25 protein-coding genes are annotated in these 25,493 nt (G+C 67.6%); 5 read left to right on the top strand and 20 right to left on the bottom strand.

Annotated features, from left to right (window positions below):
* Window positions 1–53: 53 nt before the first annotated feature.
* The 4 genes from ASF63_RS17035 to dusB are packed head-to-tail and all read right to left on the bottom strand — an operon-like array spanning window position 54 to window position 5,267.
* Complete coding sequence (locus tag ASF63_RS17035; RefSeq protein WP_056307278.1) at window positions 54–827, bottom strand: ATP-binding cassette domain-containing protein; 774 nt, start codon at window positions 825–827, stop codon at window positions 54–56.
* 36 nt (window positions 828–863) lie between these two features.
* Window positions 864–2,729, bottom strand: coding sequence for a DNA primase (dnaG, locus tag ASF63_RS17030; RefSeq protein WP_056516858.1), 1,866 nt, complete (start codon window positions 2,727–2,729; stop codon window positions 864–866).
* Entirely contained in the window at window positions 2,729–4,123 is a 1,395-nt protein-coding gene (locus tag ASF63_RS17025; RefSeq protein ID WP_056516855.1) for a deoxyguanosinetriphosphate triphosphohydrolase, read from the bottom strand. Before ASF63_RS17025 ends, dnaG begins: the two co-directional genes overlap by 1 nt.
* Complete coding sequence (gene dusB / locus ASF63_RS17020; protein WP_056516854.1) at window positions 4,113–5,267, bottom strand: tRNA dihydrouridine synthase DusB; 1,155 nt, start codon at window positions 5,265–5,267, stop codon at window positions 4,113–4,115. The genes ASF63_RS17025 and dusB overlap by 11 nt, the downstream gene beginning before the upstream one ends.
* Before the next feature lie 59 nt (window positions 5,268–5,326).
* Here dusB and ASF63_RS17015 point away from each other — a divergent pair, with 59 nt between their 5' ends.
* On the top strand, window positions 5,327–5,821 hold the full coding sequence (locus ASF63_RS17015) for a glutathione peroxidase (RefSeq protein ID WP_056516851.1): 495 nt from the start codon (window positions 5,327–5,329) through the stop codon (window positions 5,819–5,821).
* Here ASF63_RS17015 and ASF63_RS17010 read toward each other — a convergent pair.
* Window positions 5,818–6,504: a DsbA family protein gene (locus tag ASF63_RS17010; protein WP_056516848.1), complete on the bottom strand. Its 687-nt coding sequence runs from the start codon at window positions 6,502–6,504 to the stop codon at window positions 5,818–5,820. The two genes, ASF63_RS17015 and ASF63_RS17010, sit on opposite strands and share 4 nt — an antisense overlap.
* Before the next feature lie 53 nt (window positions 6,505–6,557).
* On the opposite strand from ASF63_RS17010, the gene ASF63_RS17005 reads away from it, so the two are divergent.
* Window positions 6,558–7,133: an AAA family ATPase gene (locus tag ASF63_RS17005; RefSeq protein ID WP_056516846.1), complete on the top strand. Its 576-nt coding sequence runs from the start codon at window positions 6,558–6,560 to the stop codon at window positions 7,131–7,133.
* An 8-nt stretch (window positions 7,134–7,141) separates the two neighbouring features.
* Window positions 7,142–7,756, top strand: a complete 615-nt coding sequence (locus ASF63_RS17000) for an AAA family ATPase (protein WP_056516844.1) — start codon at window positions 7,142–7,144, stop codon at window positions 7,754–7,756.
* Here ASF63_RS17000 and ASF63_RS16995 read toward each other — a convergent pair.
* Together ASF63_RS16995 and recO are read right to left on the bottom strand one after the other, a co-directional pair.
* Window positions 7,696–8,499 (bottom strand): isoprenyl transferase, encoded by an 804-nt coding sequence (locus ASF63_RS16995; RefSeq protein ID WP_056516840.1) that lies wholly within the window; start codon window positions 8,497–8,499, stop codon window positions 7,696–7,698. The genes ASF63_RS17000 and ASF63_RS16995 overlap by 61 nt on opposite strands.
* Window positions 8,496–9,242: a DNA repair protein RecO gene (gene recO / locus ASF63_RS16990; protein ID WP_056307262.1), complete on the bottom strand. Its 747-nt coding sequence runs from the start codon at window positions 9,240–9,242 to the stop codon at window positions 8,496–8,498. Before recO ends, ASF63_RS16995 begins: the two co-directional genes overlap by 4 nt.
* A gap of 34 nt (window positions 9,243–9,276) precedes the next feature.
* Here recO and ASF63_RS16985 point away from each other — a divergent pair, with 34 nt between their 5' ends.
* A complete protein-coding gene (locus ASF63_RS16985) occupies window positions 9,277–9,972 on the top strand; it encodes a trimeric intracellular cation channel family protein (protein ID WP_056516839.1) in 696 nt (231 codons plus the stop codon).
* A gap of 69 nt (window positions 9,973–10,041) precedes the next feature.
* Here ASF63_RS16985 and leuA read toward each other — a convergent pair whose 3' ends face one another.
* From leuA to hrcA, 10 genes are all read right to left on the bottom strand, one after another.
* On the bottom strand, window positions 10,042–11,796 hold the full coding sequence (gene leuA, locus ASF63_RS16980) for a 2-isopropylmalate synthase (RefSeq protein WP_056516834.1): 1,755 nt from the start codon (window positions 11,794–11,796) through the stop codon (window positions 10,042–10,044).
* Window positions 11,797–11,950: 154 nt separating this feature from the next.
* Window positions 11,951–12,895, bottom strand: coding sequence for an NADP-dependent oxidoreductase (locus ASF63_RS16975; protein WP_056516831.1), 945 nt, complete (start codon window positions 12,893–12,895; stop codon window positions 11,951–11,953).
* The gene (gene era, locus ASF63_RS16970; protein ID WP_056311591.1) at window positions 12,895–13,791 is read right to left on the bottom strand and encodes a GTPase Era; all 897 of its coding nucleotides are present in this window, start codon (window positions 13,789–13,791) and stop codon (window positions 12,895–12,897) included. The genes ASF63_RS16975 and era overlap by 1 nt, the downstream gene beginning before the upstream one ends.
* Window positions 13,784–15,079, bottom strand: coding sequence for a hemolysin family protein (locus ASF63_RS16965; RefSeq protein ID WP_056516829.1), 1,296 nt, complete (start codon window positions 15,077–15,079; stop codon window positions 13,784–13,786). The genes era and ASF63_RS16965 overlap by 8 nt, the downstream gene beginning before the upstream one ends.
* A complete protein-coding gene (ybeY, locus tag ASF63_RS16960; protein ID WP_056516826.1) occupies window positions 15,076–15,534 on the bottom strand; it encodes an rRNA maturation RNase YbeY in 459 nt (152 codons plus the stop codon). The genes ASF63_RS16965 and ybeY overlap by 4 nt, the downstream gene beginning before the upstream one ends.
* Before the next feature lie 16 nt (window positions 15,535–15,550).
* The gene (locus ASF63_RS16955; RefSeq protein ID WP_235559979.1) at window positions 15,551–16,576 is read right to left on the bottom strand and encodes a PhoH family protein; all 1,026 of its coding nucleotides are present in this window, start codon (window positions 16,574–16,576) and stop codon (window positions 15,551–15,553) included.
* Window positions 16,577–16,640: 64 nt separating this feature from the next.
* A complete protein-coding gene (locus tag ASF63_RS16950) occupies window positions 16,641–16,988 on the bottom strand; it encodes an HIT domain-containing protein (protein ID WP_056516823.1) in 348 nt (115 codons plus the stop codon).
* 43 nt (window positions 16,989–17,031) lie between these two features.
* Window positions 17,032–17,760 (bottom strand): 16S rRNA (uracil(1498)-N(3))-methyltransferase, encoded by a 729-nt coding sequence (locus ASF63_RS16945; RefSeq protein ID WP_056516820.1) that lies wholly within the window; start codon window positions 17,758–17,760, stop codon window positions 17,032–17,034.
* Between the two features lie 14 nt (window positions 17,761–17,774).
* The gene (gene dnaJ, locus ASF63_RS16940) at window positions 17,775–18,890 is read right to left on the bottom strand and encodes a molecular chaperone DnaJ (RefSeq protein WP_056516817.1); all 1,116 of its coding nucleotides are present in this window, start codon (window positions 18,888–18,890) and stop codon (window positions 17,775–17,777) included.
* A 39-nt stretch (window positions 18,891–18,929) separates the two neighbouring features.
* Window positions 18,930–19,961 carry a heat-inducible transcriptional repressor HrcA gene (gene hrcA / locus ASF63_RS16935; protein WP_056516814.1) on the bottom strand — a complete coding sequence of 344 codons (1,032 nt, stop codon included), beginning with the start codon at window positions 19,959–19,961 and terminating at the stop codon, window positions 18,930–18,932.
* 91 nt (window positions 19,962–20,052) lie between these two features.
* Here hrcA and ASF63_RS16930 point away from each other — a divergent pair, with 91 nt between their 5' ends.
* Window positions 20,053–21,468, top strand: coding sequence for a carboxylesterase/lipase family protein (locus ASF63_RS16930; protein WP_056516811.1), 1,416 nt, complete (start codon window positions 20,053–20,055; stop codon window positions 21,466–21,468).
* A 16-nt stretch (window positions 21,469–21,484) separates the two neighbouring features.
* Here the strand turns inward: ASF63_RS16930 and hemW are convergent, their stop codons facing one another.
* The 3 genes from hemW to lepA form a co-directional block, all read right to left on the bottom strand.
* Complete coding sequence (gene hemW, locus ASF63_RS16925; protein ID WP_056516809.1) at window positions 21,485–22,702, bottom strand: radical SAM family heme chaperone HemW; 1,218 nt, start codon at window positions 22,700–22,702, stop codon at window positions 21,485–21,487.
* Window positions 22,703–22,753: 51 nt separating this feature from the next.
* Complete coding sequence (locus ASF63_RS16920; protein ID WP_056516806.1) at window positions 22,754–23,407, bottom strand: DUF1990 family protein; 654 nt, start codon at window positions 23,405–23,407, stop codon at window positions 22,754–22,756.
* 70 nt (window positions 23,408–23,477) lie between these two features.
* Entirely contained in the window at window positions 23,478–25,331 is a 1,854-nt protein-coding gene (gene lepA / locus ASF63_RS16915; protein WP_056516803.1) for a translation elongation factor 4, read from the bottom strand.
* Window positions 25,332–25,493: the final 162 nt, after the last annotated feature.

The following is a 25,493-nucleotide window of genomic DNA, read 5'->3' as shown; positions in this document are numbered from 1 at the left end:
GGAGCGTGCTCGTGACACGGGCCGCACATCGGGCGTGTCGCGCGCGGGCGCCTTCAGTGCTGCGAATCCGCCTCCGCGTTCGGCGCCCACAGGAGGTCTTTTCCCACCCCGCGAGCGACGACGTGACCGCCGCGGAGCATGAGCGTCTCGGCGTTCAGCTCTCGGATGAAGTCGGCGTCATTGGTGACAAGCAGCGCACCCATCCCCTGCTCCTTGCGGCGCCGGGTGATCGCGTCGAAGACGACGGGACGGACCTCGAGGTCGAGGTTCGCGAGGATCTCGTCGGCGATGAGCACGCGGGGTTCGAGCACGAACGATCTCGCGATCGCGACGCGCTGCCGCATACCCGCGCTGAGCTCGTAGGGGAACTTCGCGGCGGTGCCCAGCGGCAGGTGCAGCTCGTCGAGCAGCGTCGCCACCCTGATCGACAGCGCCTTGGTGTTGACGCGCTTCTCGCGGATGAGGATCGGCTCGGCGATCACCTCGTTCACCGTGAGCTGCGGCGGCAGATCGGCCCCCGCACCCTGCGGTACGAAGCCGGTGCGGTAGGTCAGCAGGCGGTGCTTGCGCCCAGGGCGTCGGATGTCGACGCCGCAGACCTGAGCGCTGCCCCCGACGACTCGCACCGACGGATCCGTGGAACCGGCCAGAGCCGCGACAAGCGTGGACTTGCCGGACCCCGTGGGCCCCGCCACGCAGATGAGCTCGCCTGGTGCGAGAGAGAAGCTCACACCGTCGATCGCACGGGTGGCACCGCTGTGCCCGATGCGATCGATGACCAGGTCGGAGCTGTCGATCGCGTTGGTCGATTCGGGCCGGGAGAACATTCTTCCATCCTGCCCTGCCCTGCTGGGGAGCTGCCGTTACGACTCGGCGAACCTCTGACGCTCGACATCGATGTCACGCAGCCGCATTCGCAGCGCACGCCCGCCGTCGGAGTCCGCAGGCACCCGCTGCACAGCACCGAGGAGTTCCTGCTTCTCGTGCTCGAGGCTGCGCATGATGAGTCTGCGGGCGAGGTCGGTGGTCGATGCGACGGCTCCGGCCTCGTTGCGAGCGGGGAACGGTGTCATGAGCAGCTCGCCCGCAAGCGACCGGTAGGGCTCGCGCACCGAGTTCACGGCGTCCGTCACCCAACCCGCCCGCGTGCGGTCGGGAGCGGCCGCGACGGCCTCGCGGACTGCGTCGAGCCCGGGTGTGCGGAAAGGACTGCCGAGCGCGCGGCCGAGCAGCGCCTGATCGATCTGGTGCCCGTACTGAAGGGCACCCATCAGCGCATCGCGCTCGACGGCGACATCCGCCGTGCGCGGCAGGCTGGCCAGCGTCACGGGCGCCACGGCCGGCGCACCGGTCGTGGGGTCGATCGTCACCTCGTGCCGGGGCGACTCGTGACGCGTGGTCTGGGATCCGCCGCGTGCCGCACGCTCGACCTCGTTGTGCACCTCGGTCGGGTCCATGCCCAATCGCCTGGCCAGCACCCGCTCGTATCCTGGGCGCAGCAGACGGTCGCGGATCTCGGCGACGATCGGCGCCGCTGCGCGCAGCGCGCCGACGCGCCCTTCGACAGTGGAGAGATCGAAGCCCGAGAGCCTGCGGTCGATCGCGAACTCGAACATCGGCTGCTTGGTCTCCATGAGCGACCGCACCGCGGCGTCGCCACGCTGGAGTCGGAGATCGCAGGGGTCGAGGCCGTCCGGGGCGACTGCGACGAAGGTCTGCGCGTTGAAGCGATCGTCCTCGGTGAAAGCGCGCAGCGCGGCCTTCTGCCCCGCCTCATCGCCGTCGAATGTGAAGACGACCTCACCCGAGGCGTTGTCATCGCCCATGACCCGGCGCAGCACCTTGATGTGGTCGGTGCCGAACGCCGTGCCGCACGTCGCGATCGCGGTCGTGAGACCGGCGAGGTGGCAGGCCATGACGTCGGTGTACCCCTCGACCACCACGACCCGGCGCGGGTCGCCCCGCGAGATGTCGCGCTTGGCGAGGTCGAGCCCGTAGAGCACCTGAGCCTTCTTGTAGATCGGCGTCTCGGGAGTGTTCAGATACTTCGGTCCCTGGTCGTCGTCGAAGAGCTTGCGCGCGCCGAACCCGATCGTCTGACCCGACACGTCGCGGATGGGCCAGACGAGACGGCCGCGGAATCGGTCGTAGACACCGCGCTGACCGGTCGAGACCAGCCCCGCGGCGCTCAGCTCGTCTCGCGTGAATCCCTGTGCTGTGAGCGCCTTCAGCATCTTGTCCCAGCCCCGAGGTGCGAATCCCACACCGAAGTGAGCCGCGGCGCCGGCGTCGAAGCCGCGCTCCCCGAGGAATCGGCGCCCTGCCTCGGCGTCGGCCGTCAGCAGCTGCCCGCGGAAGTACTCCGCGGCGGCGGTGTTCGCGGCGTACAGGCGGCTGCGCCCGCTCGTCTCGGGAGCAGAACCACCATCTTCGTAATGCAGGGCGTAGCCGATGCGGCCTGCGAGGCGCTCGACAGCCTCGGTGAAGCTGACGTGGTCCATCTCGCGGAGGAACGAGTACACGTCGCCCGACTCACCGCATCCGAAGCAGTGGTAGTAGCCGACCTGGGGCCGCACGTGGAAGCTCGGGCTCTTCTCGTCGTGGAAGGGGCAGAGTCCTTTGAGGGATCCGACTCCGGCCGATTTGAGCGCGACTCGCTCTCCGACGATGTCGGCGATGTTCGTGCGGGCCTTGACCTCGTCGACGTCGGCCTGGCGGATGCGGGGCATCAGCCGGCCCCTTCGACGACCGCCTGCCGCGGCGTGTGCTGACGAGCACCCGGTCGCGCATGACGCGGCGTCCAGATGCCCACCTCCGCGGGGTCGATCTCGCCGACCAGCCTGTTGTGCCAGTCGATCGCGCTCTGATCGGTGAGGCTCGCGATCTGATCGACGATGACCCGAGCGCGTTCGTGATCGGTCGTCGCTGAACGGAAGTCGGCCGAGAACGCGGGCTCGAGCACGTCCGCTCCAGCGGACCAGAGCGTATCGGTCGACCACAGCGCGTCGGCGAGCCGCTTGAGCACGCGGCGCTGCTCCTTGTAGACGCCCTTGCGCGCATCGATCGTGACGATGGCCTGCCCCATGATGCCCTTGAGCACGGCGATCTCGGCCTCGATGACCCGCGGCACCACGACGTGCGCGTTGTAGCGCACGAGCGTCGGACCGGCGTATGCCTCGCGGGTCGCGGCAACGGCAGCGCGGGCGAATCGACCGATGAAGTCACTCGTGAGGTTCTTGAGCCGCGCCAGGTCGTGACGCGAGCGGTCGAACGACTGCAGCCACATCGGCTGGGAGGCGAGGCGGTACAGCGCATCGGCGAGGTCATCGCGCGTGAAGTCGTAGCCGACCCACTGCTGGATGCGGTCGATCAGCGCCTCGTGCTGGCGCGGGTCGGAGAGCTGGGCGACGTCGACGTAGCCGTTGACGATCGCGTCCTCGAAGTCGTGCACCGAGTAGGCGATGTCGTCGGAGAGATCCATGATCTCGGCCTCGATGCATCGCCGACGCCCGGGGATTCCCTCACGCATCCATCGGAAGACCTCTTCGTCTTCGGGATACACGCCGAACTTGAGCCGACCACCGGGGTCGGGAACGGGGCTGTCGACTGTCCACGGGTACTTGCAGGTCGCGTCGAGGCTGGCCCTGGTCAGGTTGAGCCCGACCGAGCGCCCGTCGTCGTCGATGGCCTTGGCCTCGAGACGGCTGAGGATGCGCAGCGATTGCGCGTTGCCTTCGAAACCACCGATGGGCTCTGCCCATTCGTTGAGCGCCCGCTCGCCGTTGTGCCCGAAGGGCGGGTGTCCGAGGTCGTGACTGAGGCACGCGGTGTCGACCACGTCTGCGGAGACGCCGAGCGCGGTCGCGAGCTCGCGCCCGACCTGGGCGACCTCGAGCGAGTGGGTGAGGCGGTTCCGAGCGAAGTCGGCCGTGCTGGCGGGACTGAGCACCTGCGTCTTGGCCGCCAGGCGGCGGAGCGCCGCGGAGTGCAGCACGCGCGCACGGTCGCGGGCGAAGTCGTCGCGTTCGGATCGATGCGTCTCGGCGAAGAATCGCTCGGCGTCGCGCGGGTCGTATCCGTCCGAGCGCCCGCGCGCCGAGTCCACCTGAGGATCAACCGCCACTGTTCTCGATCTCCGCCCCTCGCATCATCTCGGATGCCGACGCCGCGAGCTCGCGCGACTCCAGCCACTTGTCAGGCAGCGCCGGACGCTTCGGACGCCCCGAACGACCGCGCTGGCCCTCGGCGTCGGCGCCGGGGTACGGCGCCGTGTGATCGAGCTGACCGAGCAGCTCGTCGATCTCTGCGAGGCTGGATGCCGTCGCGAGCCCGGTGCGGATGTCACCGCCGACCGGATAGCCCTTGAAGTACCAGGCGACGTGCTTGCGGACGTCGCGGCATCCGCGGTCCTCGTCTTCGAAGAACTCGACGAGCAGCTCGGCGTGACGACGGAAGGCGTCGGCTACGAAACCGAGTGTCGCGTCGACCGGGTGCGACTCAGCACCGAAGGCCGCAGCGAGCTCGCCGAACAGCCACGGGCGACCGAGACATCCGCGTCCGACGACCACGCCGTCGCAGTCGGTCTGCTGCATCATGCGCACGGCGTCGTCGGCTGACCAGATGTCGCCGTTACCGAGCACAGGGACGCTGGTGACGGCCTGCTTGAGCTCGCCGATCGCGTTCCAGTCGGCGAAGCCGGAGTAGAACTCGCTCGCGGTGCGGGCGTGCAGGGCGATCGCAGAGACGCCCGCGTCTTCGGCCGCGCGCCCGGCGTCGAGGAAGGTCAGGTGGTCGGGGTCGATGCCCTTGCGCATCTTGATGGTCAGCGGCACGTCACCCGCGGCCTTCACGGCCTGTGTGACGATCTGCGAGAAGAGGGAGCTCTTCCACGGCAGCGCCGCTCCCCCGCCCTTGCGCGTGACCTTGGGAACGGGGCACCCGAAGTTCAGGTCGATGTGGTCGGCGTGGTCCTCTGCGACGATGATGCGGACTGCTTCGGAGATGGTGTGCGGATCGACGCCGTAGAGCTGGACCGAGCGCGGCGTCTCGGACTCGTGGTGGCGGATCAGGCGCATCGTCGTCTCGTTGCGCTCGACGAGCGCGCGAGACGTGATCATCTCGCTCACGTAGAGCCCGGCTCCGTATTCGCGGCAGAGCCGACGGAACGCGGTGTTGGTGATACCCGCCATGGGTGCGAGGACGACCGGTACGTCGAGAGCGATCGGACCGATGTTGAGGGTGCGAGCAGAAGTGGTGGCGAGAGTCATGTCCCTCCCATTCTCCCAGACACGGAGCCCGTCTCGGCGCATCGACCTAAGCTGTGAATATGACCGATCCCGCAGTCCGTTCCATCCCCTTCACAGACGCCGACGGCAACGAGAAGACGCTCGACGATCTGGGTGCCGACGTCGTGCTCGTGGTCAACGTCGCCTCGAAGTGCGGCCTCACCCCGCAGTACGAGCAGCTCGAAGAACTGCAGCGCCTCTACAGCGACCGCGGGTTCAGCGTCGTCGGATTCCCGTGCAACCAGTTCTTCGGCCAGGAGCCCGGCTCCGTCGAGGACATCAAGGAGTTCTGCTCCACGACCTACGGCGTGACGTTCCCCATCAACGACAAGGTGAAGGTCAACGGCAGGAACGCCACCGATCTCTACAAGACGCTGAAGGAGACGCCGGATGCCGGCGGCAAGGCGGGTCGTGTCGAGTGGAACTTCGAGAAGTTCCTCGTTCTGCCCGACGGAGAGGTCGTCCGGTTCCGCCCGAAGCAGAAGCCGAACGACCCCGAGATCGTCGGCGCGATCGAAGCCGCGCTGACCCGCTAGACCGCTGCGCCCTCGGGCTCGGCGTCGCCGCGCTTGGCCCAGAGGTCGCGGAGGACGTTCTCGAACGCCGCGGGCGGCTGCGCACCGCTGATGCCGTACTGTCCGTCGATGACGAAGAACGGCACGCCCTGGATTCCGTAGGCCTGAGCCTGAGCCTGGTCCTGGCGGACATCCGCGAGGTGCCGCGATGACACGAGTGCCTCACGGGTGTCGTCGGGGTTGAGTCCGACCTCGACCGCGAGCTCCACCAGGTCGTCGATACGGCCGACGTGCTTACCCTCGGTGAAGTAGGCCGACATGAGGCGCTCTTCCATCTCGTGCTGCACGCCCTGAGCCTTCGCGAAGTGCAGCAGCTCATGGGCCTTGACCGTGTTCGTGTGCTGCAGCAGGTCGAAGCGGTAAGCGAGTCCTGCCCCCTCGGCGACGCCTGTGACGTGCGAGAGCATCTGCTCGACCTGTTCGCGCGGCATCCCCTTGTGGCCGGCGAGGAAGTCGATCTCGTCGCCGTCGAAGTCGACGGGGGTGTCGGGAGAGAGCTCGAAGGAATGGAAGGTGATGTTCACCTGCGGGGCGTCGTCGTCGGAGGCTACGGCCTCGAGTCCCTTCTCGAGGTTGCGCTTGCCGATGTAGCACCACGGGCAGGCGATGTCGGACCAGATGTCAATCGAGATGGCTTCACTCACACTGACATCCAACCGTATGCACCTATGGGCTATTCCGTCGTTAGGATTCTCAGATGCTCTCCGCCGCCGATCCGCTGCCGTTCAGTCCAGAGCGAGTACTGATCGCCGGTGTCACAGGATCGGGCAAGACGACGCTCGCTCGACGCGTGGCCGAGGTGTGGGATCTGCACCACGTCGAGATCGACGGGCTGTTCCACGGCGAGAACTGGACGCCGCGCCCGTCGTTCATCGATGACGTGCGCGCCTTCGCCGCGGAGGATCGCTGGGTCACCGAGTGGCAGTACACGAGCAAGGGCACCGATGCGATCCTCGCTCCGCGTGCGCAGCTCGTGATCTGGCTGGACTACCCGTACCCCCTCGTGCGCAGGCGTCTTCTGCTCCGCACGCTGAAGCGGCGCCTGCTGCGCACGCAGCTCTGGAACGGCAACGTCGAACCGGCGCTGTGGACACGCGAGGGATGGACCGGCGAGAACGACATCCTGCGGTGGCAGAAGGACACGCGTACCAAGTGGATCGAGCGCATGCCTGATATCGAAGCATCCCATCCGCACCTGCAGGTGGTTCGCCTCGATCATCCTCGCGCTCTCGAAACCTGGCTCGGTCGCGTCGAGTCGGCCCCGGCATCATGACGTCTCAAATGCTCACCGCCGACGATCCGCTTCCGTTCCGCCCGGAGCGAGTCCTCGTCGCCGGTGTGACCGGATCGGGCAAGACCACGCTCGCGGCCCGACTCGCCACGCTCTGGAGCCTTGACCGACACGAGATGGACGCGCTGTTCCACGGCGAGAAGTGGACGCCGCGTCCGTCTTTTCTCGACGACGTGCGCGCCTTCGCTTCCGAAGACCGCTGGGTCACCGAGTGGCAGTACACGAGCAAGGGCACCGACGAGATCATGACTCCGCGTGCGCAGCTCGTGGTCTGGCTCGACTACCCCTGGCTGATCGTTCGAGCTCGTCTCCTGCGACGGACTTTGAGCCGCAGCATCCTGCGCACCGAGATGTACAACGGAAACGTCGAGAAGCCGATCTGGCAGGTGCTCTCAACTCGAGACCCTGCGCGGAGCATCCTGGCCTGGCAGACGAAGACTCGCACGTTCTGGACGACTCAGATGCCCCAGAAGCGAGAGCTCTTCCCCCACCTCATCATCGTGCGGCTGCGCCATCCTCGCGAGACGGAGAGGTGGCTGCGAGCTCAGGCCGTCGCGTCAGGGGTGTCGATCGCCCCGCCGAAGCGGCGGTCGCGCGACAGGTAGATGCCGATAGAGCGCCACAGCTCCTCGCGGGAGAAGTCGGGCCAGAGCGTGTCGAGGAACACCATCTCGGCGTAGGCCGCCTGCCACAGCAGGAAGTTCGAGGTGCGCTGCTCGCCAGAGCTGCGCACGAACAGGTCGACGTCCGGCATGTCGGGCACATAGAGGTTGCGGCGGATCATCTTCTCGCTGATCGCGCTCGGCTTGACCTTGCCGGCTGCCACGTCGGCGGCGATCGACCGCATCGCATCGACCAGCTCGATCCGTCCGCCGTAGTTCACGCACATGGTGAGCGTGAGCACGTCGTTGTCCTTGGTCAGCTGCTCGGCGTACTGCAGCTCCTTGATGACGCTGCCCCACAGGCGCGGCTTGCGGCCGGCCCAACGGACGCGCACACCCCACTCGTTGAGCTGATCGCGTCGGCGATGCAGCACATCACGGTTGTACCCCATCAGGAAGCGCACCTCTTCAGGAGACCGCGCCCAGTTCTCGGTCGAGAACGCGTACACGGAGAGGTGCTTCACCCCGGCCTGGATCGCGCCGGCGACCACGTCGAGGAGCACCTCCTCCCCCGCCTTGTGACCCTCGACGCGATTGAGACCGCGGCGGTTCGCCCAGCGCCCGTTGCCGTCCATGACGATAGCGACGTGCTCGGGCACTGCGGGGAAGCTCGGCGGATACACGCCCGTCCAGTCGAGCGGGCGGTACGCCACGGCATCCTTGTGGGTGTAGGGCTTCGGGCTCACCGTGCTCCTTCTCGGGGGATGTCGGCCACGAGGTGCGCGAGCGAACGGATGCCGCGCTCCAGGTGCCACTGGGCGTACGCCGCGACGAGACCTGATGCGGCAGCGTTGTCGGCGTGGGGCGCGGCGTCGATCGTCTCCCAATCGCCGGCCATCAGCGAGCGGAGCAGCGACAGGGTCTTCTCGGCGACCTTCGGGCTTCCGGCCGGCGCGCAGTTCACGCACACCGCCCCGCCGAGCTGGCCGACGAAGTGGGCATGGGGGCCGGGTGCGGCGCACCGGGCGCAGTCGCCCAGCGACGGCGCCCACCCCGAGAGCGCCATCACGCGCAGCAGATAGGAGTCGAGGATGCTGCGGGGAGAGTGCTCACCGCGGGACAGCGCGCGGAGACCGCCGACCAGCAGCAGGTACTGCTCCGGCGTCGCCTCGGAGTCGCTCAGACGATCGGCGGTCTCGACCATGGCGTTGGCCGACGTGAACCGGTCGTAGTGCGCCGCGATGTCGGATCCGTAAGAGCCGAGCGACTCCGCCTGCTGCACGATGTCGAGTGTGCGGCCCTGGTACAGCTGCACGTCGGCGACCATGAACGGCTCGAGCCGCGAGCCGAACTTCGATGACGTGCGGCGCACCCCCTTCGCGACGGCCCGGATCTTGCCGTGACGCCGCGAGAGCATCGTGACGATGCGATCCGCCTCACCCAGCTTGTGGGTGCGCAGGATCACCGCTTCGTCTCGGTAAGTGGGCACCGTTCGATTATCCTCCGTGCGGGAGAATAGGGGCGTGACCGAACCGCTCTTCATCATTCCGCTCTGGGCGGACCTGCTCGGCGTCGGCCTCGGCGGCGTGCAGGGCGCCATGTTCGCCTCCGGATTCCAGGGGCAACGGCGGCTCGACTGGCTCGGCGTCTCGATCATCGGGATCATGATCGGCATGGGCGGCGGTCTGATCCGCGACATCCTGCTGGGTCAGACTCCGGCGACGCTGCAGAACCAGTGGTATCTGGTGACCGCCGGCGGAGCGGCGCTGCTCGGCATGCTCCTCGCCGGGCTGTTCACCCGGCTGAACACGGCGATCGTCGTGCTCGATGCCGTCGTGATCGGGATGTTCGGCGCCTTCGGGACGAGCAAGGCGCTCGCGTTCGGCATCCCCGAAGTGCCGGCGGTCTTCATCGGCGTCTGCGCGGCCGTCGGCGGCAGTGTGCTGAGAGACATGCTGATGGGCCTGCCGACCGCCATCATGCACGTCGGCTCGCTCTACGCGGTCGCGGCCGGCGCCGGCTGCACGTTCATCGTCATCGCCGTCGCACTGGGCATGCCCATCACCCTCGCGGCCGTCATCGGCATCGCGGTCACGAGCGTCATCCGCATCCTCGCCGTCACCTTCGACGTCTCGCTGCCCGAACAGCGTCGCATCTACCGCCGCAAGGTGGCGGCCGAAACCGGCGTGATCCCGATCATCAAGCCCAGCGCCGAGTGACCGGTCCTCGCCCGTCAGAAGACGAAACGCCCCCTCGATCGTTGACCGAGGGGGCGTTCTCGTCGAAGGTCAGACTGCGGCGAGCTCCTGCTGGCGTGTGCGGATCGAGCGGTTGACACCCGAGACGATCGCCTTGAGGGATGCGGTCGAGATGTCGCCGTCGATGCCGACGCCCCACAGACGCTGGTCGCCGACCTGCAGCTCGACGTAGGCCGCGGCCTGCGCGTCACCACCGGCACTGAGAGCGTGCTCGACGTAGTCGTAGAGCGTGATGTCGAAGCCCTGACCGCGCAGAACCTCGATGAACGCCGCAATCGGCCCGTTGCCGTTGCCTGCGACGGCGACCTGCTGGTCATCGTCGCGCAGCGTCACATCGAGCACCACGTCGCCCGACATGTCGCTGCGGGTCTGCGTAGAGAGCAACTCGAACCGGCCCCACTTGGCCTCGGTGTCGGCGGCGGGCAGGTACTCGTCGTTGAAGATCGACCAGATCTGCTCACTCGTGACCTCGCCACCCTCGGCGTCGGTCTTGGTCTGCACGACGCCCGAGAACTCGATCTGGAGTTTGCGCGGCAGGTCGATCGCGTGGTCGGCCTTGAGCAGGTAGGCGACGCCGCCCTTGCCTGACTGCGAGTTCACGCGGATCACGGCCTCGTAGGAACGACCGAGGTCCTTGGGGTCGACGGGCAGATAGGGAACGGCCCACTCGATGTCGTCGACCGTGACGCCCTCTGCATCGGCACGCGCGGCCATCGCCTCGAAGCCCTTCTTGATCGCGTCCTGGTGCGATCCGCTGAACGCGGTGAAGACGAGGTCGCCCGCCCAGGGGCTGCGCTCGGGCACCGGCAGCTGGTTGCAGTACTCGACCGTGCGCTTGACCTGGTCGATGTCGCCGAAGTCGATCTGCGGGTCGATGCCCTGCGTGAACAGGTTGATGCCCAGCGCCACGATGTCGACGTTGCCCGTGCGCTCGCCGTTGCCGAACAGGCAGCCCTCGATGCGGTCTGCACCTGCCATGTAGCCGAGCTCGGCCGCAGCGATCGCGGTTCCACGGTCGTTGTGCGGGTGCAGCGACAGGATCACGTTCTCACGGTGCGCGAGATTGCGGCTCATCCACTCGATCGAGTCGGCATAGACGTTGGGCGAAGCCATCTCGACGGTGGCAGGCAAGTTGATGATGACCTTGCGGTCTGCGGTGGGCTCGAAGACCTCGATCACCTGGTTGCAGACATCGACGGCGAACTCGAGCTCGGTGCCCGTGTAGCTCTCGGGCGAGTACTCGTAATAGACCTTCGTGTCGGGGATCGTCTTCTCGTACTGACGGCACAGGCGCGCGCCCTCGAGCGCGATGTCGATGATGCCCTGCTTGTCGGTGCGGAACACGACCTCGCGCTGCAGCACGCTGGTCGAGTTGTACAGGTGCACGATCGCCTGCTTGGCCCCGGCGATCGACTCGTAGGTGCGAGCGATCAGGTGCTCTCGCGCCTGTGTCAGGACCTGGATCGTGACGTCGTCCGGGATCAGGTTCTCTTCGATGAGCTGACGGACGAAGTCGAAGTCGGTCTGACTCGCCGACGGGAACCCGACCTCGATCTCCTTGTAGCCCATGCTGACGAGCAGCTCGAACATCACCCGCTTGCGCTCGGGCGACATCGGGTCGATGAGCGCTTGGTTTCCGTCGCGGAGGTCGACCGCGCACCAGCGCGGGGCTTCGGTGATGCGGGCGTCGGGCCAAGTGCGGTCAGGCAGGTTGACCGCGATCTGCTCGTGGTACGGCCGATACTTGTGGATCGGCATCGCAGACGGGCGCTGAGTGTTCTGCATGGTGGGCTTCTTCTCTTCGTCAGAAATGTGAACGGGCCAACACAAGCGCCGCGACGAGGAAGGCCCTAGCTTTAGGACTCGTCGCGGCAGCTAAGAAGAAGCAGACCGCCGAAAGGCATGCGGCCATGGTAGCAGGATTGCGGGAAGCGTCCGACTACGCCGACGGGGCCAGTGCGAGCTTGCCGCCTGGATGCCCGTCGGCGAGGAGTGCGAGCGCTGCCGGCGCGTCCTCGAGCGGGAAGGTCCTCGCCAGCGGTACGACCAGCTCTCCAGCCTGCGCGAGCGCGACCAGCTCTCCTCGCACGGCATCCCGGAACCGCGCGCTCTCGGGCATCGAGCCGGCGATCGCCAGGATGCCGTCGCTCTTCGCCCTGCCCGCAGCGGCGATCGTCACGATGCGTCCCCGGTCGGTGACGAGTCGGAGCGACACGTCGACGGCTTCGTCGGTGCCCACTGCGTCGAGGGCTGCCGATACGGCTGTCGTACCCGCGGCATCCCTGACCCGATCGATGAGGCCCGGCCCGTAAGCCACAGGGATGCCGCCGAATCGCTCGACGACGTCGAACCTGCCGACGCTGGCGGTGCCGATCACACGGATGCCTCGACGTGCCGCCTGCTGGAGCACGCTCACGCCGACAGCGCCGGATGCGCCGTGCAACAGAATCGTCTCACCGCGGGCGGCACCCGTCACATCCAGCATCTCTGCTGCGGTTGTACCGGCGAGGAGGAGATTGGCCGCTTCGGGGTGCGTCAAAGTGGTCGGCTTCGCGAACGCCTTCTCCGCTGGGATGGTCAACTCGGTGGCGTACCCGCCCCTCACGCGGAACGCGATGACCTCGTCGCCGACCGCGGCGTCGCCCGACCCGATCCTCGTGTCCGGTCCGAGCGCCGTGATCTCACCCGAGATCTCGTATCCGATCGGCACCGGGAGTTCGGCGCCTGGCCTGGCCGCGGCGACATGCTTCGCGTCCGCCGGGTTCACTCCGGCCGCGTGCACCCGGATGGTGACCTCACCGGGGCCCGGACGCGGCACCTCGTACTCGACGAACTGCCAGGCGTCCGGCGAGCCCCAAGAGGTGGCGATCCAGTGGCGGGCCATCAGAAGCCGAGGCGACCCAGCTGCTTCGGGTCGCGCTGCCACTCCTTCGCGACCTTGACGTGCAGCCCGAGGAACACCCGGGTACCCAGGAGCTCCTCGATGCCGACGCGTGCGCGCCGCCCCACGTCGGCGAGGCGCTTGCCCTTGTGGCCGATGATGATCGCCTTCTGGCTGTCACGCTCGACCACGATCGATGCGTGGACGTCGGTCAGGTCGGTACCCTCGCGCGGGGCGATGTCGTCGATCACGACCGCGATCGAGTGCGGCAGCTCGTCGCGCACGCCATCGAGCGCGGCCTCACGGATCATCTCCGCGATCCGGTCTTCCTCCGACTCGTCGGTGGTGACGCCTTCGCCGTAGAGCGCCGGCCCCTCGGGCATGAGGGAGAGCACCTCGTCGGCGAGAACCTCGAGCTGGTCGTTCGTGAGAGCGGAGATCGGGATCACGGCGTCCCAGTCCTCGCGAAGCGCATCCACCTCCATGAGTCGTTCGGTGATGTCGTCACGGCTGGCCGCATCCGTCTTCGTGACGATCGCGATCTTCTTGGCGCGGCGATATCCGTCGAGCGACGCGGCGATGCGGCGATCACCGGGACCGACCTTCTCGGTCGCAGGCACGCAGAAGCCGATGACGTCGACGTCGCCGAGAACCTGCTCGACGAGATCGTTCAACCGCTCGCCCAGGAGCGTCCGTGGCTTGTGGATGCCGGGGGTGTCGACGATGACGAGCTGTCCCTCCGGGCGGTTCACGATCCCGCGGATCGCCCGTCGTGTCGTCTGGGGCTTCTCGCTCGTGATCGCGATCTTCTCGCCGACCAGTGCGTTCGTGAGAGTCGACTTCCCGACGTTCGGCCGTCCCACGAAGGTCACGAATCCGCTTCGCGTCTGCTCAGTCATCGTTGTCATCTCTCTCGTCTGCGGTCGATTCCGCGTCGTTCTCTGCTCGTTCGACGAAGACCGTCGCGATACCGCGGCCTCGCCCTCTGGAGGCTCCGCCGGTGAGCGTCAGTCCGTCGACCGTCGCCGTGGCTCCCGGCTGCGGAACCTGACCGAGCGCCTTGCCGAGCAGACCGCCTATGGAGTCGACGTCCTCGTCCTCGAGTTCGAGGCCGAAGAGATCGCCGACATCTTCCAACGAGAGTCGGGCGCTCACGCGGTAGCGTCCGTCGCCGAGTTCGACGACTTCAGCCGACACCTGATCGTACTCGTCGGAGATCTCGCCCACGAGTTCCTCGATGAGGTCCTCGAGCGTCACGAGGCCCGAGATTCCGCCGTGTTCGTCGATCACCAGGCACACATGCACGGCATCCCGCTTCATCTGCTGCAGGAGCGTCTCCGCGCGCATGGACTCGGGGACGAAGGTCGCCGGCCGCGAGATCGGACGGATGGATGCGGCACGCCACGCGTTCTCGTCTCGGAACGCGAACAGCACGAGGTCCTTGAGGTAGAGCACTCCGACGACATCATCGGCATCGTCGTCGACCACGGGCATGCGTGAGACGCCGCGCTGCAGGAACAACGTCATGGCCTCGCTCGTCGTCGCCGTCGCGTCGACAGTCACCATCTCGGTTCGCGGCACCATCACTGCACGCACGAACTGGTCGGTGAAGTCGAAGACGGAGTGGATGAGGTCGCGGTCGTCCGCCTCGATCAGATCGTTCGAAGCAGCCTCGTCGACCATGCTCAGCAGCTGCTCCTCAGAGGTGAACGAGCTGCGCCCGCGCCCTGGGGTGACCCGGTTGCCGAGCACGACGAGTCCCTGGGCGAGCGGCCCGAGGATGACGCGCAGTCCGCGGACGACCGGCGCATTCGCGCGCAGCATCCCCTCAGCATGGTGACGACCGAAGGATCGAGGACTCGCCCCGACCAGCACGAAGCTGATGCCCGTCATCAGCAGCGCCGCGGCGAGCATCGCCCACCAGATGTTGTCGAACAGGATGCTGAAAGCGACCGTGACGAGCACCGCTGCGGCCGTCTCGGCGAGAACGCGGATGAAGGCGACAGCGTTGACGTGAGCGTCAGGATCGGCGGCGATGCGGGCCAGCTGCCGGGCGTTGCGTCCTTCTGTGCCCATCTCGGCGATGTCGGAGCGCGACGTGACGCCGAAGGCCGCGTCGATCGCAGCCATGAGGCCGCCGAACGCGACCAGCAGAACGGCGCCGGCGAGAAGGAGGGCCGCGGTCATCGTCGACGTTCAGACGCGGCGAAGCCCTGGATGAGCTCCTTCTGCAGTCCGAACATCTCGCGCTCCTCATCGGGCTCGGCGTGGTCGAACCCGAGCAGGTGGAGAAGGCCGTGCGTGGTCAGCAGGATCAGCTCGTCCATCAGCGTGTGACCGGCCGCCTGGGCCTGCGCCTCGGCGACCTGCGGGCACAGCACGATGTCTCCGAGCAGCCCGGGGGCCGTGGGGCGATCCTCGGTGCCGGGGCGCAGCTCGTCCATCGGAAAACTGAGCACGTCCGTGGGACCGGGCTCGTCCATCCACTGCACGTGGAGTGCCTCCATGGCGCCCTCGTCGACGAGCACGATCGCGACCTCGGCATCTGGGCTGACATGCATCTGCGCGAGGTTGAAGTCGGTCAGTCGCTGCAGCACCGTCTCGTCGACATCGATGGCCGACTCGTTGTTGATCTCGATCATGGCTGTGCTCGTTTCATCAGGAGAGGCCGCGTTTCGGCATCCGGTCCCGGGGTCCTGGTCGTTGCGCACCTCGGCGGTCGGCGCGATTGGCGAACTCGGCAGCCTGCTCGCGCTCGAAACGCTGAGCGGTGCGACGTTCGTCGTACTCGCTGTACGCGTCCACGATGCGACCGACGAGGGAGTGGCGCACCACGTCCTCGCTCGTGAGGCGGGCGAAGTGGATGTCGTCGATGCCGTCGAGCACTCGCGTCACCAGACGCAGTCCCGACGAACCCTGGGGAAGATCCACCTGGGTGATGTCACCCGTGACGACCATCTTCGAGCCGAAGCCGAGACGCGTCAGGAACATCTTCATCTGCTCGGGCGTCGTGTTCTGCGCCTCGTCGAGCACGACGAACGAGTCGTTGAGCGTGCGGCCGCGCATGTATGCGAGCGGCGCCACTTCGATCGTCCCCGTCGCCATCAGGCGAGGGACGATCTCGGGGTCCATCATCTCGTTCAGCGCGTCGTAGAGCGGGCGCAGATACGGGTCGATCTTGTCGGTGAGAGTGCCGGGCAGGAAGCCCAGTCGCTCGCCGGCCTCGACCGCCGGACGCGTGAGGATGATCCTGGTGACCTCCTTGCGCTGCAGCGCCTGGACGGCCTTCGCCATCGCGAGGTAGGTCTTTCCGGTACCGGCCGGGCCGATGCCGAAGACGATCGTGTTCTCCTCGATCGCGTCGACGTATTCCTTCTGGCCGAGGGTCTTGGGTCGGATGACCTTGCCCCTGGTCGACAGGATGGCCTCGCCGAGCACCTCGCTCGGGCGCGGGCCGCCGTCATTGCGCAGGAGGCGCGCAGAGCTGGTCACATCGCTCGGGGCGAGGTCGTGGCCGGCCTTCGTCATGGTCATCAGCTCGTCGACGAGCGTCTTCGCCTTCGCGACGGCGTCAGCCGCGCCCGTGAGCGTGATCTCGTTGCCGCGCACGAGCACCTGGACGTCGCGGTGCTCCTTCTCGAGCATCCGCAGCAGTCGGTCCTGGGGGCCGAGGAGCTGCACCATGGCGACACCGTCGGCGTAGATCTTCTCGACGGCGGTGTCGGATGCGGTCACGGAATCGTTTTCGTCAGAAGCCAACGAGCTTGTTCTCCTCGATGTTGCCGAGCACATGGGCGTGCACGTGGAAGACGGACTGGGCGGCGCTCGCGCCGTTGTTGAAGATGAGACGGTACTCGCCGTTCGCGTGTTCGGACGCGAGCTGCTCGGCCGCTGCGACGACCTCCGCGAGAAGACCGGGGTCACCGGCCGCGAGCTCGGTGACGTCGCGGTAGTCCTCGGTCTTGGGGATCACGAGCGCATGCAGCGGCGCCTGCGGGTTGATGTCACGGATCGCGAACACCCGACCGGTGTCGAGCAGGATCTCGCCCGGGATGTCACCGTTCAGGATGCGCGTGAAGATCGAGGGCTCGGACATGCTCCCAGTCTACTGACCGCAGCGCTGACGGGCCCGTAGCCGATCACCAGCGGCCGAGCGCCACGGACAGGACCGCGATCGCTGCGGGGCCGGCCGTCGAGGTGCGCAGCACCGTGTCTCCGAGCAGCACGCGCTCGGCGCCGGCGTCAGACAGCTTCTTCAGCTCGTCGTCCGAGATGCCGCCCTCCGGCCCGACCACGAGCACGAGGTCTCGACCGTCGGGGTGGAGCTCCGACAACCGGGTGGTCGCGCTCGGATCGAGCAGCAGCACACGCTCGGACGATGCACGCTTCACGAGATCTGCGGTCGATGCCGGGGCTGCCACCTCGGGAACCCATGCACGATGCGCCTGCTTGGCTGCCTCGCGGACGATGGTCGCCCAGCGCTCTCGGCCTTTGACCGCCTTGGCGCCCTCCCACCTCGAGATGCTGCGGCTCGCCTGCCACGGCACGATCTCGTCGACGCCGAGCTCGCACGCTGCCTGCACCGCGAGCTCGTCGCGATCGCCCTTCGCCAGCGCCTGCACGAGGACGAGACGCGGAGTGGGCGCGGGGTCTGCGGATCGCTCGGACACACGGACGTCGACACGGGAGGGCGAGACCTCCTCTGCGACGCCGGTGAGCCATACGCCCGCACCGTCGCCCACAGTCACCGCCTCGCCGACGCGGAGACGGCGGACCACCGCGGCATGCTTGGCCTCGGCCCCGGTGAGCGACACGAGGTCGCCGATCGCGGCATCCGACGACGATTCGAGGAGGAAGTGCAGAGCCATGAGCGCCGTCCGGGTCAGTGCGAGCGGAAGCGGTCGCGGAGCTTCGAGAAGAGTCCCTGCTGGAACTGCGCGAGCTGGGGTCCCGGCGCCTTCGTCTTCTTCGCGAAGTCCTCGATGAGCGCCCGCTGTGCGGAGTCGAGCTTGGTCGGGGTGACCACCTGGACGCCGACGCGGAGATCGCCGCGCTGGCTGCCTCGCAGCGGAGTGATGCCGCGGCCCTTGATCGTCAGGACGTCACCCGACTGCACGCCGGAGCGGACCTCGAGGTCCACCTCGCCGTCGAGCCCCTGGATCGTGGTCTCGGTGCCGAGGATCGCGTCAGGCATCGACACCTCCAGCGTCGCCAGCAGGTCATCGCCGTCACGACTGAACGAAGGGTGCGGATTCACGGTGACCTCGACGTACAGGTCGCCGTTCGGGCCGCCGGCCTTGCCGACCTCGCCGGATCCGGGGAGCTGCAGACGCAGGCCCGTCTCGACGCCGGCCGGGATGTCGAGCGAGACCGTGCGGCGCGAGCGCACGCGTCCCTGCCCGCCGCAGGTGCCGCACGGGTAGGGGATTGTCGTGCCGTAGCCCTCGCAGGTGCCGCAGGGCTGCGACGTCACGACGTTGCCGAGCAGGCTGCGCACCTGACGCTGCACGTGACCGGATCCTCCGCAGATGTCGCAGGTGACAGGAGACGTGCCCTCCTGGCAGCACGAGCCGTTGCAGGTCTCGCACAGGACTGCCGTGTCGACCTCGATGTCGCGGTGCGCACCGAACACGACGTCGCCCAGATCGAGCGTCACTCGCACCAGGGCGTCCTGCCCGCGCTCACGGCGGGACCGCGGGCGCGCTCCCCTGCCGCCGCCTTGACCCGCCCCGAAGAACGTCTCGAAGATGTCTCCGAAACCGCCGAAGCCGCCGAAGTTGCCGGCAGCGCCGTCTCCGCCGCCCATGTCGTAGCGACGACGCGATTCGTCGTCGCTGAGCACGTCGTACGCGTGCGTGACGAGCTTGAACCGCTCGGCTGCGTCTTCACCCGGGTTCACGTCGGGGTGGAGCTGACGAGCCAGACGTCGGTACGCCTTCTTGATCTCGTCGGTGGAGGCGTCGCGAGAGACGCCGAGTACCTCGTAGTGGTCTGCCACAATGGCCCTTCTGCGTGTGCTGTTCTCTGGGCGCCCGCGTCAGCGGGACGCCTCGTCTTCATCGAGCATCCGCGAGAGATAGCGGGCGACAGCCCGCGCAGCCGCGAGATTGCTCGGATAGTCCATGCGCGTCGGCCCCATCACGCCGACACGCGCCGTGCCGCTGGGCGCGGCGTAGTTGCTGGCCACGATCGATGCCTCGCCGAGGCCGAACGAGGCGTTCTCGGTACCGATGCTGGCCGCGAGGCCATGTGAGTCCGCCTCCATCTCGCTCATCAGGCGCAGCAGGGTGACCTGCTCTTCGATCGCCTCGAGCAGAGGGTGGATGCTGCCGCGGAAGTCCTGCTCGCGTCGCGCGAGGGTCGCCGCTCCCGCCATCACGAGGCGCTCCTGACGGAAAGCCCCGAGCTCATCGATGATGATCGTCGCGAGTGCCCGCAGCGCGACGTCGCGCGAGTGCTCGTCTGCGGCGAGCAGATTCTGCAGTCGCTCGGCCGCATCGCTCACCGCTCGCCCCGTGATGAGCGCCGACAGCCGCGCACGGAGGATCGCCATGTCGGCTTCATCGACATCGACCGGCAGCGGCGCCATGCGCTGGGAGACCCCACCCGCATCGGTGACGAGGACGATCAGCACCCGATTGGGCGACAACGCGACGAGTTCGAGGTGGGTGAGGTGCGCCCGTGCGAACGACGGGTACTGAGCGAGGGCGACCTGGCCCGTGAGCTGGGTGAGCACACGGACGGTGCGCACCATCAGGTCGTCGAGATCGGAGGGTGCCGTCAGGAACGACTCGATCGCCGTGCGCTGAGCGACCGTGAGCGGACGCAGCTGCGCGAGGTGGTCGACGAAGACACGGTAGCCCTTGTCGGTCGGGACGCGACCCGACGATGTGTGCGGCGCGGCGATGAGCTCTTCGTCTTCGAGCAGTGCCATGTCGTTGCGGATCGTCGCAGCGGACACACCGAACGAATAGCGGTCGACGATCGATCGACTGCCGACCGGCTCGTGCGTCTCGACGTAGTCCTGCACGATCGCGCGGAGAACCTGGAGGCCTCTTTCACTGACCATCGCATCCCCCTCCCTCTGGCACTCACTGGGTACGAGTGCCAATTCTACCCGCCGAGGCGGGTGCCGCGCTGATCCCCCTACGATGACGGGTATGAGTGTCGCGCCGCAGGTCACCGTGTCCACCGGAATCGTGCGGGGCGAAGCGATCGACGGAGTGCGTCGCTACCTCGGCATCCCGTACGCCGCCGCCCCGTTCGGGCCGAACCGCTTTCGCGCGCCGCAGCCCGCACCCGCGTGGGAGGGCGTCAGGGACACCACGGCATTCGGTCCGACGGCTCCTCAGCATCCGTACCCCGGGGCGGTCGGCGACCTTCTGGGTTCGGTCGAGATCCCGGGAGATGAGATCCTCTCGGTCAACATCTGGGCGCCTGATGATGCCGCGGGCGCGCCGGTCGTCCTCTGGATCCACGGCGGTGCGCTCGAGCGGGGAACCGCCGCGCTCCCCCTCTACGACGGAGCCTCGTTCGCTCGGGCGGGGATCGTGTTCGCATCGATCAACTACCGTCTGGGCTCCGAAGGCTTCTCGGTGCTCGATGATGCCCCTCGGAATCTCGGTCTGCAGGATGCCGCGGCCGGGCTCGCCTGGGTGCACAGCGAGATCGCCTCATTCGGCGGCGACCCGGCGCAGATCACGGTCATGGGCGAATCCGCCGGGGGTGCGATCGTCGCCGGTCTGCTCGCGAACCCCTCGTCGCGCTCGCTGGTCGCGCGGGCCATCATCGAATCCGGACCGCTCGAGGCGCAGACCGCGAAGAAAGCGGGCCGCGTCACGGCGCAGCTGGCGAAGCAGCTCGGCATCAGGGCCGACCGCGCGGGCTTCCTGGGAGCGTCTCCTGCGAAGCTGCTCCATGCGCGCAGGCGACAGGCCGGCGGCTCGTCTCCGCTGGGCGGGGCGCCCGGGTTCCAGTTCGCGGTGGATGCCGATTCGCTTCCGCGGTCGCCGCACGAGGTCCTCGCCGACACCGAGGTCCCGCTTCTCATCGGGAGCAACACGGACGAGTATCGTCTCTGGTTCCCTCCGGCAGCTCTCGCCGGAATCAGTCCGGCGAAGCTGCTGCTCACACGACTCGCTCTGCGGATCCCGAGGACGGCCGTCGCGGCCTATCGTGCGACCTTCCCCGGAGCCTCCACGGGCGAGATCTTCGGCCAGCTCGCCACCGACTTCATGCTGCGCGCGCCGCTGACCCGGCTGGCACAGGCGCGCACGGCGCCGACCTACGTCTACGAATTCGCCTGGCAGAGCACTGTCCGCGACCTGCGTGCGGCTCACGCTCTCGAGCTGGGTTTCGTGTTCGACCGCCTCGGCGACCCCGAAGCACAACGGCTCGCCGGAGCCGATGCGCCGCAGAACCTTGCAGACGAGATGCACTCGGCGTGGATCGCCTTCATCAAGACCGGTGACCCGGGGTGGCCGCGGTTCGGCCCCGAACGGATGACGCGACTGTTCGACACCCAGACCTCCACCGTCGCACAGCGACGTGCAGAGGCACTCGACCTGCTGCCGTAGCGACCCCGCCCCGTGGTCAGTCCGTGAGCTCGCGCACCACTGCGTCGGCGAGCAGGCGCCCGCGCAGCGTGAGCTGCACGCGCCCGCGCACCGCGGCGGCAGGGTCGACGAGGCCGTCCGCGATCAGGCCGGCGACACGCGTGCGCTTGTCCGGCTGCAGGTCGGCGACCGCGATCCCCTCGCGGATGCGGCTCAGCAGCAGAATGCGCTCGAGGGTCCTCGATTTCGCATCGGGACGCTCGGTTCCGGCGGCCGGCGACTCCTCGGCGGCGAGACGCTGCGCATAGGCGGCCGGGTGCTTCACGTTCCACCACCGGAGCCCTGCGACGTGGCTGTGCGCGCCGGGGCCGAAGCCCCACCAGTCACTCCCCCGCCAGTACGCGAGGTTGTGTCGCGAGCGCTGTTCCACAGTGCGCGACCAGTTGCTGATCTCGTACCAGTCGAAGCCCGCCGCCGCGAGACGCGCATCGGCGAGCTCGTATATGTCGGCCTGCAGGTCGTCGTCCGGCGCCGGCACCTCGCCTCGGCGGATCTGCCGCGCGAGCTTCGTGCCGTCCTCGATGATCAGCGCGTACGCCGAGATGTGGTCCGACTCGAGTGCGAGCGCCGCATCGAGCGATGCCTCCCAGTCGGCCAGCGACTCCCCCGGCGCTCCGTAGATGAGGTCCACGCTCACGGCGAGGCCTGCGTCCTTCGCCGCGGCGACCGCCGTCGTCACATTCTCGGGGCGATGGGTGCGGTCGAGAGCGGCGAGCACATGCGGCACTGCCGACTGCATGCCGATCGAGAGCCTCGTCACACCGGCATCCGCGAGCGTGCGGGCGACCTCGGGCGTCACCGTGTCGGGGTTCGCCTCGACCGTGACCTCGGCGCCGTCCGTCAGACCGAACGCGTCGGTCGCCGCGCCGAGCATCCGGGCGAGATCTCCCGCGGGCAGGAGAGTCGGCGTGCCTCCGCCGAAGAACACGGTGTCCATCGGGCGCAGCGCGCCCGCATCCGCGAGAACGCGCTTCGCCAGGTCGATCTCGGTGATCAGCGTCGAGGCGTAGTCCTCCTGCTTCGCACCGCGGAGCTCGCCGGACGTGTAGGTGTTGAAGTCGCAGTAGCCGCAGCGCACCCGGCAAAAGGGGACGTGCAGATAGGCCGAGAACGGCGCAGCCGGGTCGATCGCGAGATCGGACGGCAAGCGTCCGTCTGCCGGTGCCGGATCACCCACGGGAAGGGGACCGGCCATCAGAGAACAGTGGCCATCAGGAGAACCGTGGCCATGAAAGAACCGTGGCCATCAGACCGGAGTCGCGTAGAGCGGAGAGATCGCCCGCAGGTAGCGTGCGAACAGCTCGCGGCGGCGGCGCTTCACGAGCGCGGGAACGACGCGGTACAGCAGGGAGTTGGGCGCATCGAATGCGCGCACCGAGAACCACACCTCGTCGTTGTCCTCGCGCCAGTCGATGTCGAAGGATTCCTCACCGCGCACGACGGAGCCGCCGACCGTGCCCAGCACGAATCCGATGCGGCGCTTCTCTTCGGTGACCGAGATCACGCGGAGTTCGGCATCCGCGCGCATCCCGCTCACACGCCCGTGCAGACGAAGGGTCATCCCCGGCCCTGCGAACGGAGTGCCCTCGGCGTCGAAGCGCTGCTCGACGTCGTTCTTGCTCGGGGCGATCGGGGTGCCCTCCGCATCGAAGCTCACTCCGGCGTAGGCGGGGCCCGGTGCCGGGCGGACATCCTCGACGCTCAGGCCCGAGGCGCGCTGCGCCGTCCAGGTCAGGAGCGATTCACCGGCGGACTGGAAGCGTTCGATGCCGCTGCCGATCCGCCAGGAGTTCTCCGCCGGGAGGCTGCGCTCCGGCGGGTACTGCATCAGATCGGGCGCGTGGGTCGCACCCACGGCCGCATAGTCCACCGTGTCGTCTCGGAAAGTCCCGCGCCGCATGAGTTCCAGCCTACTTCCCGTTCCCTGGACGGTCACCCCCACGCGCCGAGGATGCCCGGCTCGTGGGCCTCTACTTCTTGTCCTTGCCCTCGACGTCGCCGGAGAGCGCGGCGATGAACGCCTCCTGCGGCACCTCGACACGGCCCACCATCTTCATGCGCTTCTTGCCCTCTTTCTGCTTCTCGAGGAGCTTGCGCTTGCGGCTGATGTCACCGCCGTAGCACTTGGCGAGCACGTCCTTGCGCAGCGCCCTGATCGTCTCGCGGGCGATGATCCTGGCGCCGATGGCGGCCTGGATCGGCACCTCGAAGTTCTGGCGAGGGATCAGCTTGCGCAGTCGCTCCGTCATCAGGGTGCCGTAGGCGTAGGCCTTGTCGCGGTGCACGATCGAGCTGAACGCGTCGACCTTGTCACCCTGCAGGAGGATGTCGACCTTGACCAGGTCCGCCTCCTGCTGTCCGGCGGGCTCGTAGTCGAGCGAGGCATAGCCCTGTGTCTTCGACTTGAGCTGATCGAAGAAGTCAAAGACGATCTCACCGAGCGGCATCATGTAGCGGAGCTCGACGCGCTCCTCGGAGAAGTACTCCATGCCCAGCAGTGCTCCGCGACGCGACTGGCACAGCTCCATCACGGTGCCGACGTAGTCCTTGGGCAGCAGGATGGCCGTCTTGACCATGGGCTCCGACACCGAACCGATGCGCCCGTCGGGGTACTCGCTCGGGTTCGTGACCGTCACGGTCTCGCCCGTGTCGCTCGTGAGCACCTCGTAGATCACGCTGGGTGCGGTGGTGATGAGGTCGAGACCGAACTCACGCTCGAGCCGCTCGGTGATGATCTCGAGGTGCAGAAGACCGAGGAACCCGCAGCGGAAGCCGAAACCGAGGGCGACCGACGTCTCGGGCTCGTACTGCAGCGAGGCGTCGGAGAGCTTGAGCTTGTCGAGCGCCTCACGGAGCTCCGCGTAGTCGCTGCCGTCGATCGGGTAGACCCCCGAGAAGACCATGGGCTTCGGGTCGGTGTAGCCCGGCAGAGCCTGGGTCGAGGGCCTGCGTGCCGTCGTGATCGTGTCACCGACCTTCGACAGACGGACGTCCTTCACACCGGTGATCAGGTAGCCCACCTCGCCGACGCCGAGCCCCTTGGACGGCACCGGTTCGGGGCTGGACACGCCGACCTCGAGCGCCTCGTGGTTGGCACCCGTCGACATCATCTGGATGCGCTCGCGGGGCGACAGGCTGCCGTCGATCATGCGGACGTAGGTGACGACGCCGCGGTAGGCGTCGTAGACGGAGTCGAAGATCATGGCTCGAGCAGGCGCCTCGGCGTCGCCGACAGGAGCGGGGATCTCCTTGACCAGGCGGTCGAGCAGCTCCTCGACCCCGACACCGGTCTTGCCCGAGACGCGCAGCACGTCTTCGGGCTTGCCGCCGATGAGGGATGCCAGTTCCTTGGCGTACTTGTCGGGGTCAGCGGCCGGCAGATCGATCTTGTTGAGCACCGGGATGATGTGCAGATCGTTCTCGAGCGCCAGATAGAGATTCGCAAGGGTCTGAGCCTCGATGCCCTGTGCGGCGTCGACGAGCAGGATGGCTCCCTCGCATGCGGCGAGAGAGCGCGACACCTCGTACGTGAAATCGACGTGGCCAGGGGTGTCGATCATGTTGAGCGCGAAGGTCTCGCCATCGATCTCCCACGGCATCCGCACGGCCTGGCTCTTGATCGTGATTCCGCGCTCGCGCTCGATGTCCATGCGGTCGAGGTACTGGGCGCGCATGTCACGGTCCGAGACCACGCCGGTGATCTGGAGCATGCGGTCGGCGAGGGTCGACTTGCCGTGATCGATGTGCGCGATGATGCAGAAGTTGCGGATCTGCTTCGCAGGCGTCGCGGCAGGCTGAAGAGGAGTGAGAGCGCGTGGTGACATGTCCCGTCGATTCTACGGTGAGGCGAGGCTTATGCTCGCTTCGCCCGATCCGGTGATATTCTGCCGAGGTTGCCCGGGAGCCATCCGTGACACCGGATCCCGTGAGCGATAAGACTCCGTCACAGACCACGTGCAGGCGTCGTGTCGCGCAGATCGGCAGAT

Source organism: Microbacterium sp. Leaf320 (genome assembly GCF_001423485.1).
Classification (GTDB): domain Bacteria; phylum Actinomycetota; class Actinomycetes; order Actinomycetales; family Microbacteriaceae; genus Microbacterium.
Note: the sequence above shows the minus strand (reverse complement) of the source record. Positions and strands in the feature narration are given on the sequence as shown.

Coding starts and splice junctions, on each gene's coding strand:
- dusB (WP_056516854.1), bottom strand. CDS start 5,267: ATGACTCTCGCCACCACTTCTGCTCGCACCCTCAACATCGGTCCGATC.
- ASF63_RS17035 (WP_056307278.1), bottom strand. CDS start 827: ATGTTCTCCCGGCCCGAATCGACCAACGCGATCGACAGCTCCGACCTG.
- hemW (WP_056516809.1), bottom strand. CDS start 22,702: ATGGCCGGTCCCCTTCCCGTGGGTGATCCGGCACCGGCAGACGGACGC.
- ASF63_RS16955 (WP_235559979.1), bottom strand. CDS start 16,576: ATGGTGCAGCTCCTCGGCCCCCAGGACCGACTGCTGCGGATGCTCGAG.
- lepA (WP_056516803.1), bottom strand. CDS start 25,331: ATGTCACCACGCGCTCTCACTCCTCTTCAGCCTGCCGCGACGCCTGCG.
- ASF63_RS16945 (WP_056516820.1), bottom strand. CDS start 17,760: ATGGCTCTGCACTTCCTCCTCGAATCGTCGTCGGATGCCGCGATCGGC.
- ASF63_RS17005 (WP_056516846.1), top strand. CDS start 6,558: ATGCTCTCCGCCGCCGATCCGCTGCCGTTCAGTCCAGAGCGAGTACTG.
- ybeY (WP_056516826.1), bottom strand. CDS start 15,534: ATGATCGAGATCAACAACGAGTCGGCCATCGATGTCGACGAGACGGTG.
- hrcA (WP_056516814.1), bottom strand. CDS start 19,961: ATGGTCAGTGAAAGAGGCCTCCAGGTTCTCCGCGCGATCGTGCAGGAC.
- era (WP_056311591.1), bottom strand. CDS start 13,791: ATGACTGAGCAGACGCGAAGCGGATTCGTGACCTTCGTGGGACGGCCG.
- ASF63_RS16975 (WP_056516831.1), bottom strand. CDS start 12,895: ATGGCCCGCCACTGGATCGCCACCTCTTGGGGCTCGCCGGACGCCTGG.
- leuA (WP_056516834.1), bottom strand. CDS start 11,796: ATGCAGAACACTCAGCGCCCGTCTGCGATGCCGATCCACAAGTATCGG.
- ASF63_RS17000 (WP_056516844.1), top strand. CDS start 7,142: ATGCTCACCGCCGACGATCCGCTTCCGTTCCGCCCGGAGCGAGTCCTC.
- dnaG (WP_056516858.1), bottom strand. CDS start 2,729: ATGCCCCGCATCCGCCAGGCCGACGTCGACGAGGTCAAGGCCCGCACG.
- ASF63_RS16950 (WP_056516823.1), bottom strand. CDS start 16,988: ATGTCCGAGCCCTCGATCTTCACGCGCATCCTGAACGGTGACATCCCG.
- ASF63_RS16930 (WP_056516811.1), top strand. CDS start 20,053: ATGAGTGTCGCGCCGCAGGTCACCGTGTCCACCGGAATCGTGCGGGGC.
- ASF63_RS16920 (WP_056516806.1), bottom strand. CDS start 23,407: ATGCGGCGCGGGACTTTCCGAGACGACACGGTGGACTATGCGGCCGTG.
- ASF63_RS16965 (WP_056516829.1), bottom strand. CDS start 15,079: ATGACCGCGGCCCTCCTTCTCGCCGGCGCCGTTCTGCTGGTCGCGTTC.
- ASF63_RS17015 (WP_056516851.1), top strand. CDS start 5,327: ATGACCGATCCCGCAGTCCGTTCCATCCCCTTCACAGACGCCGACGGC.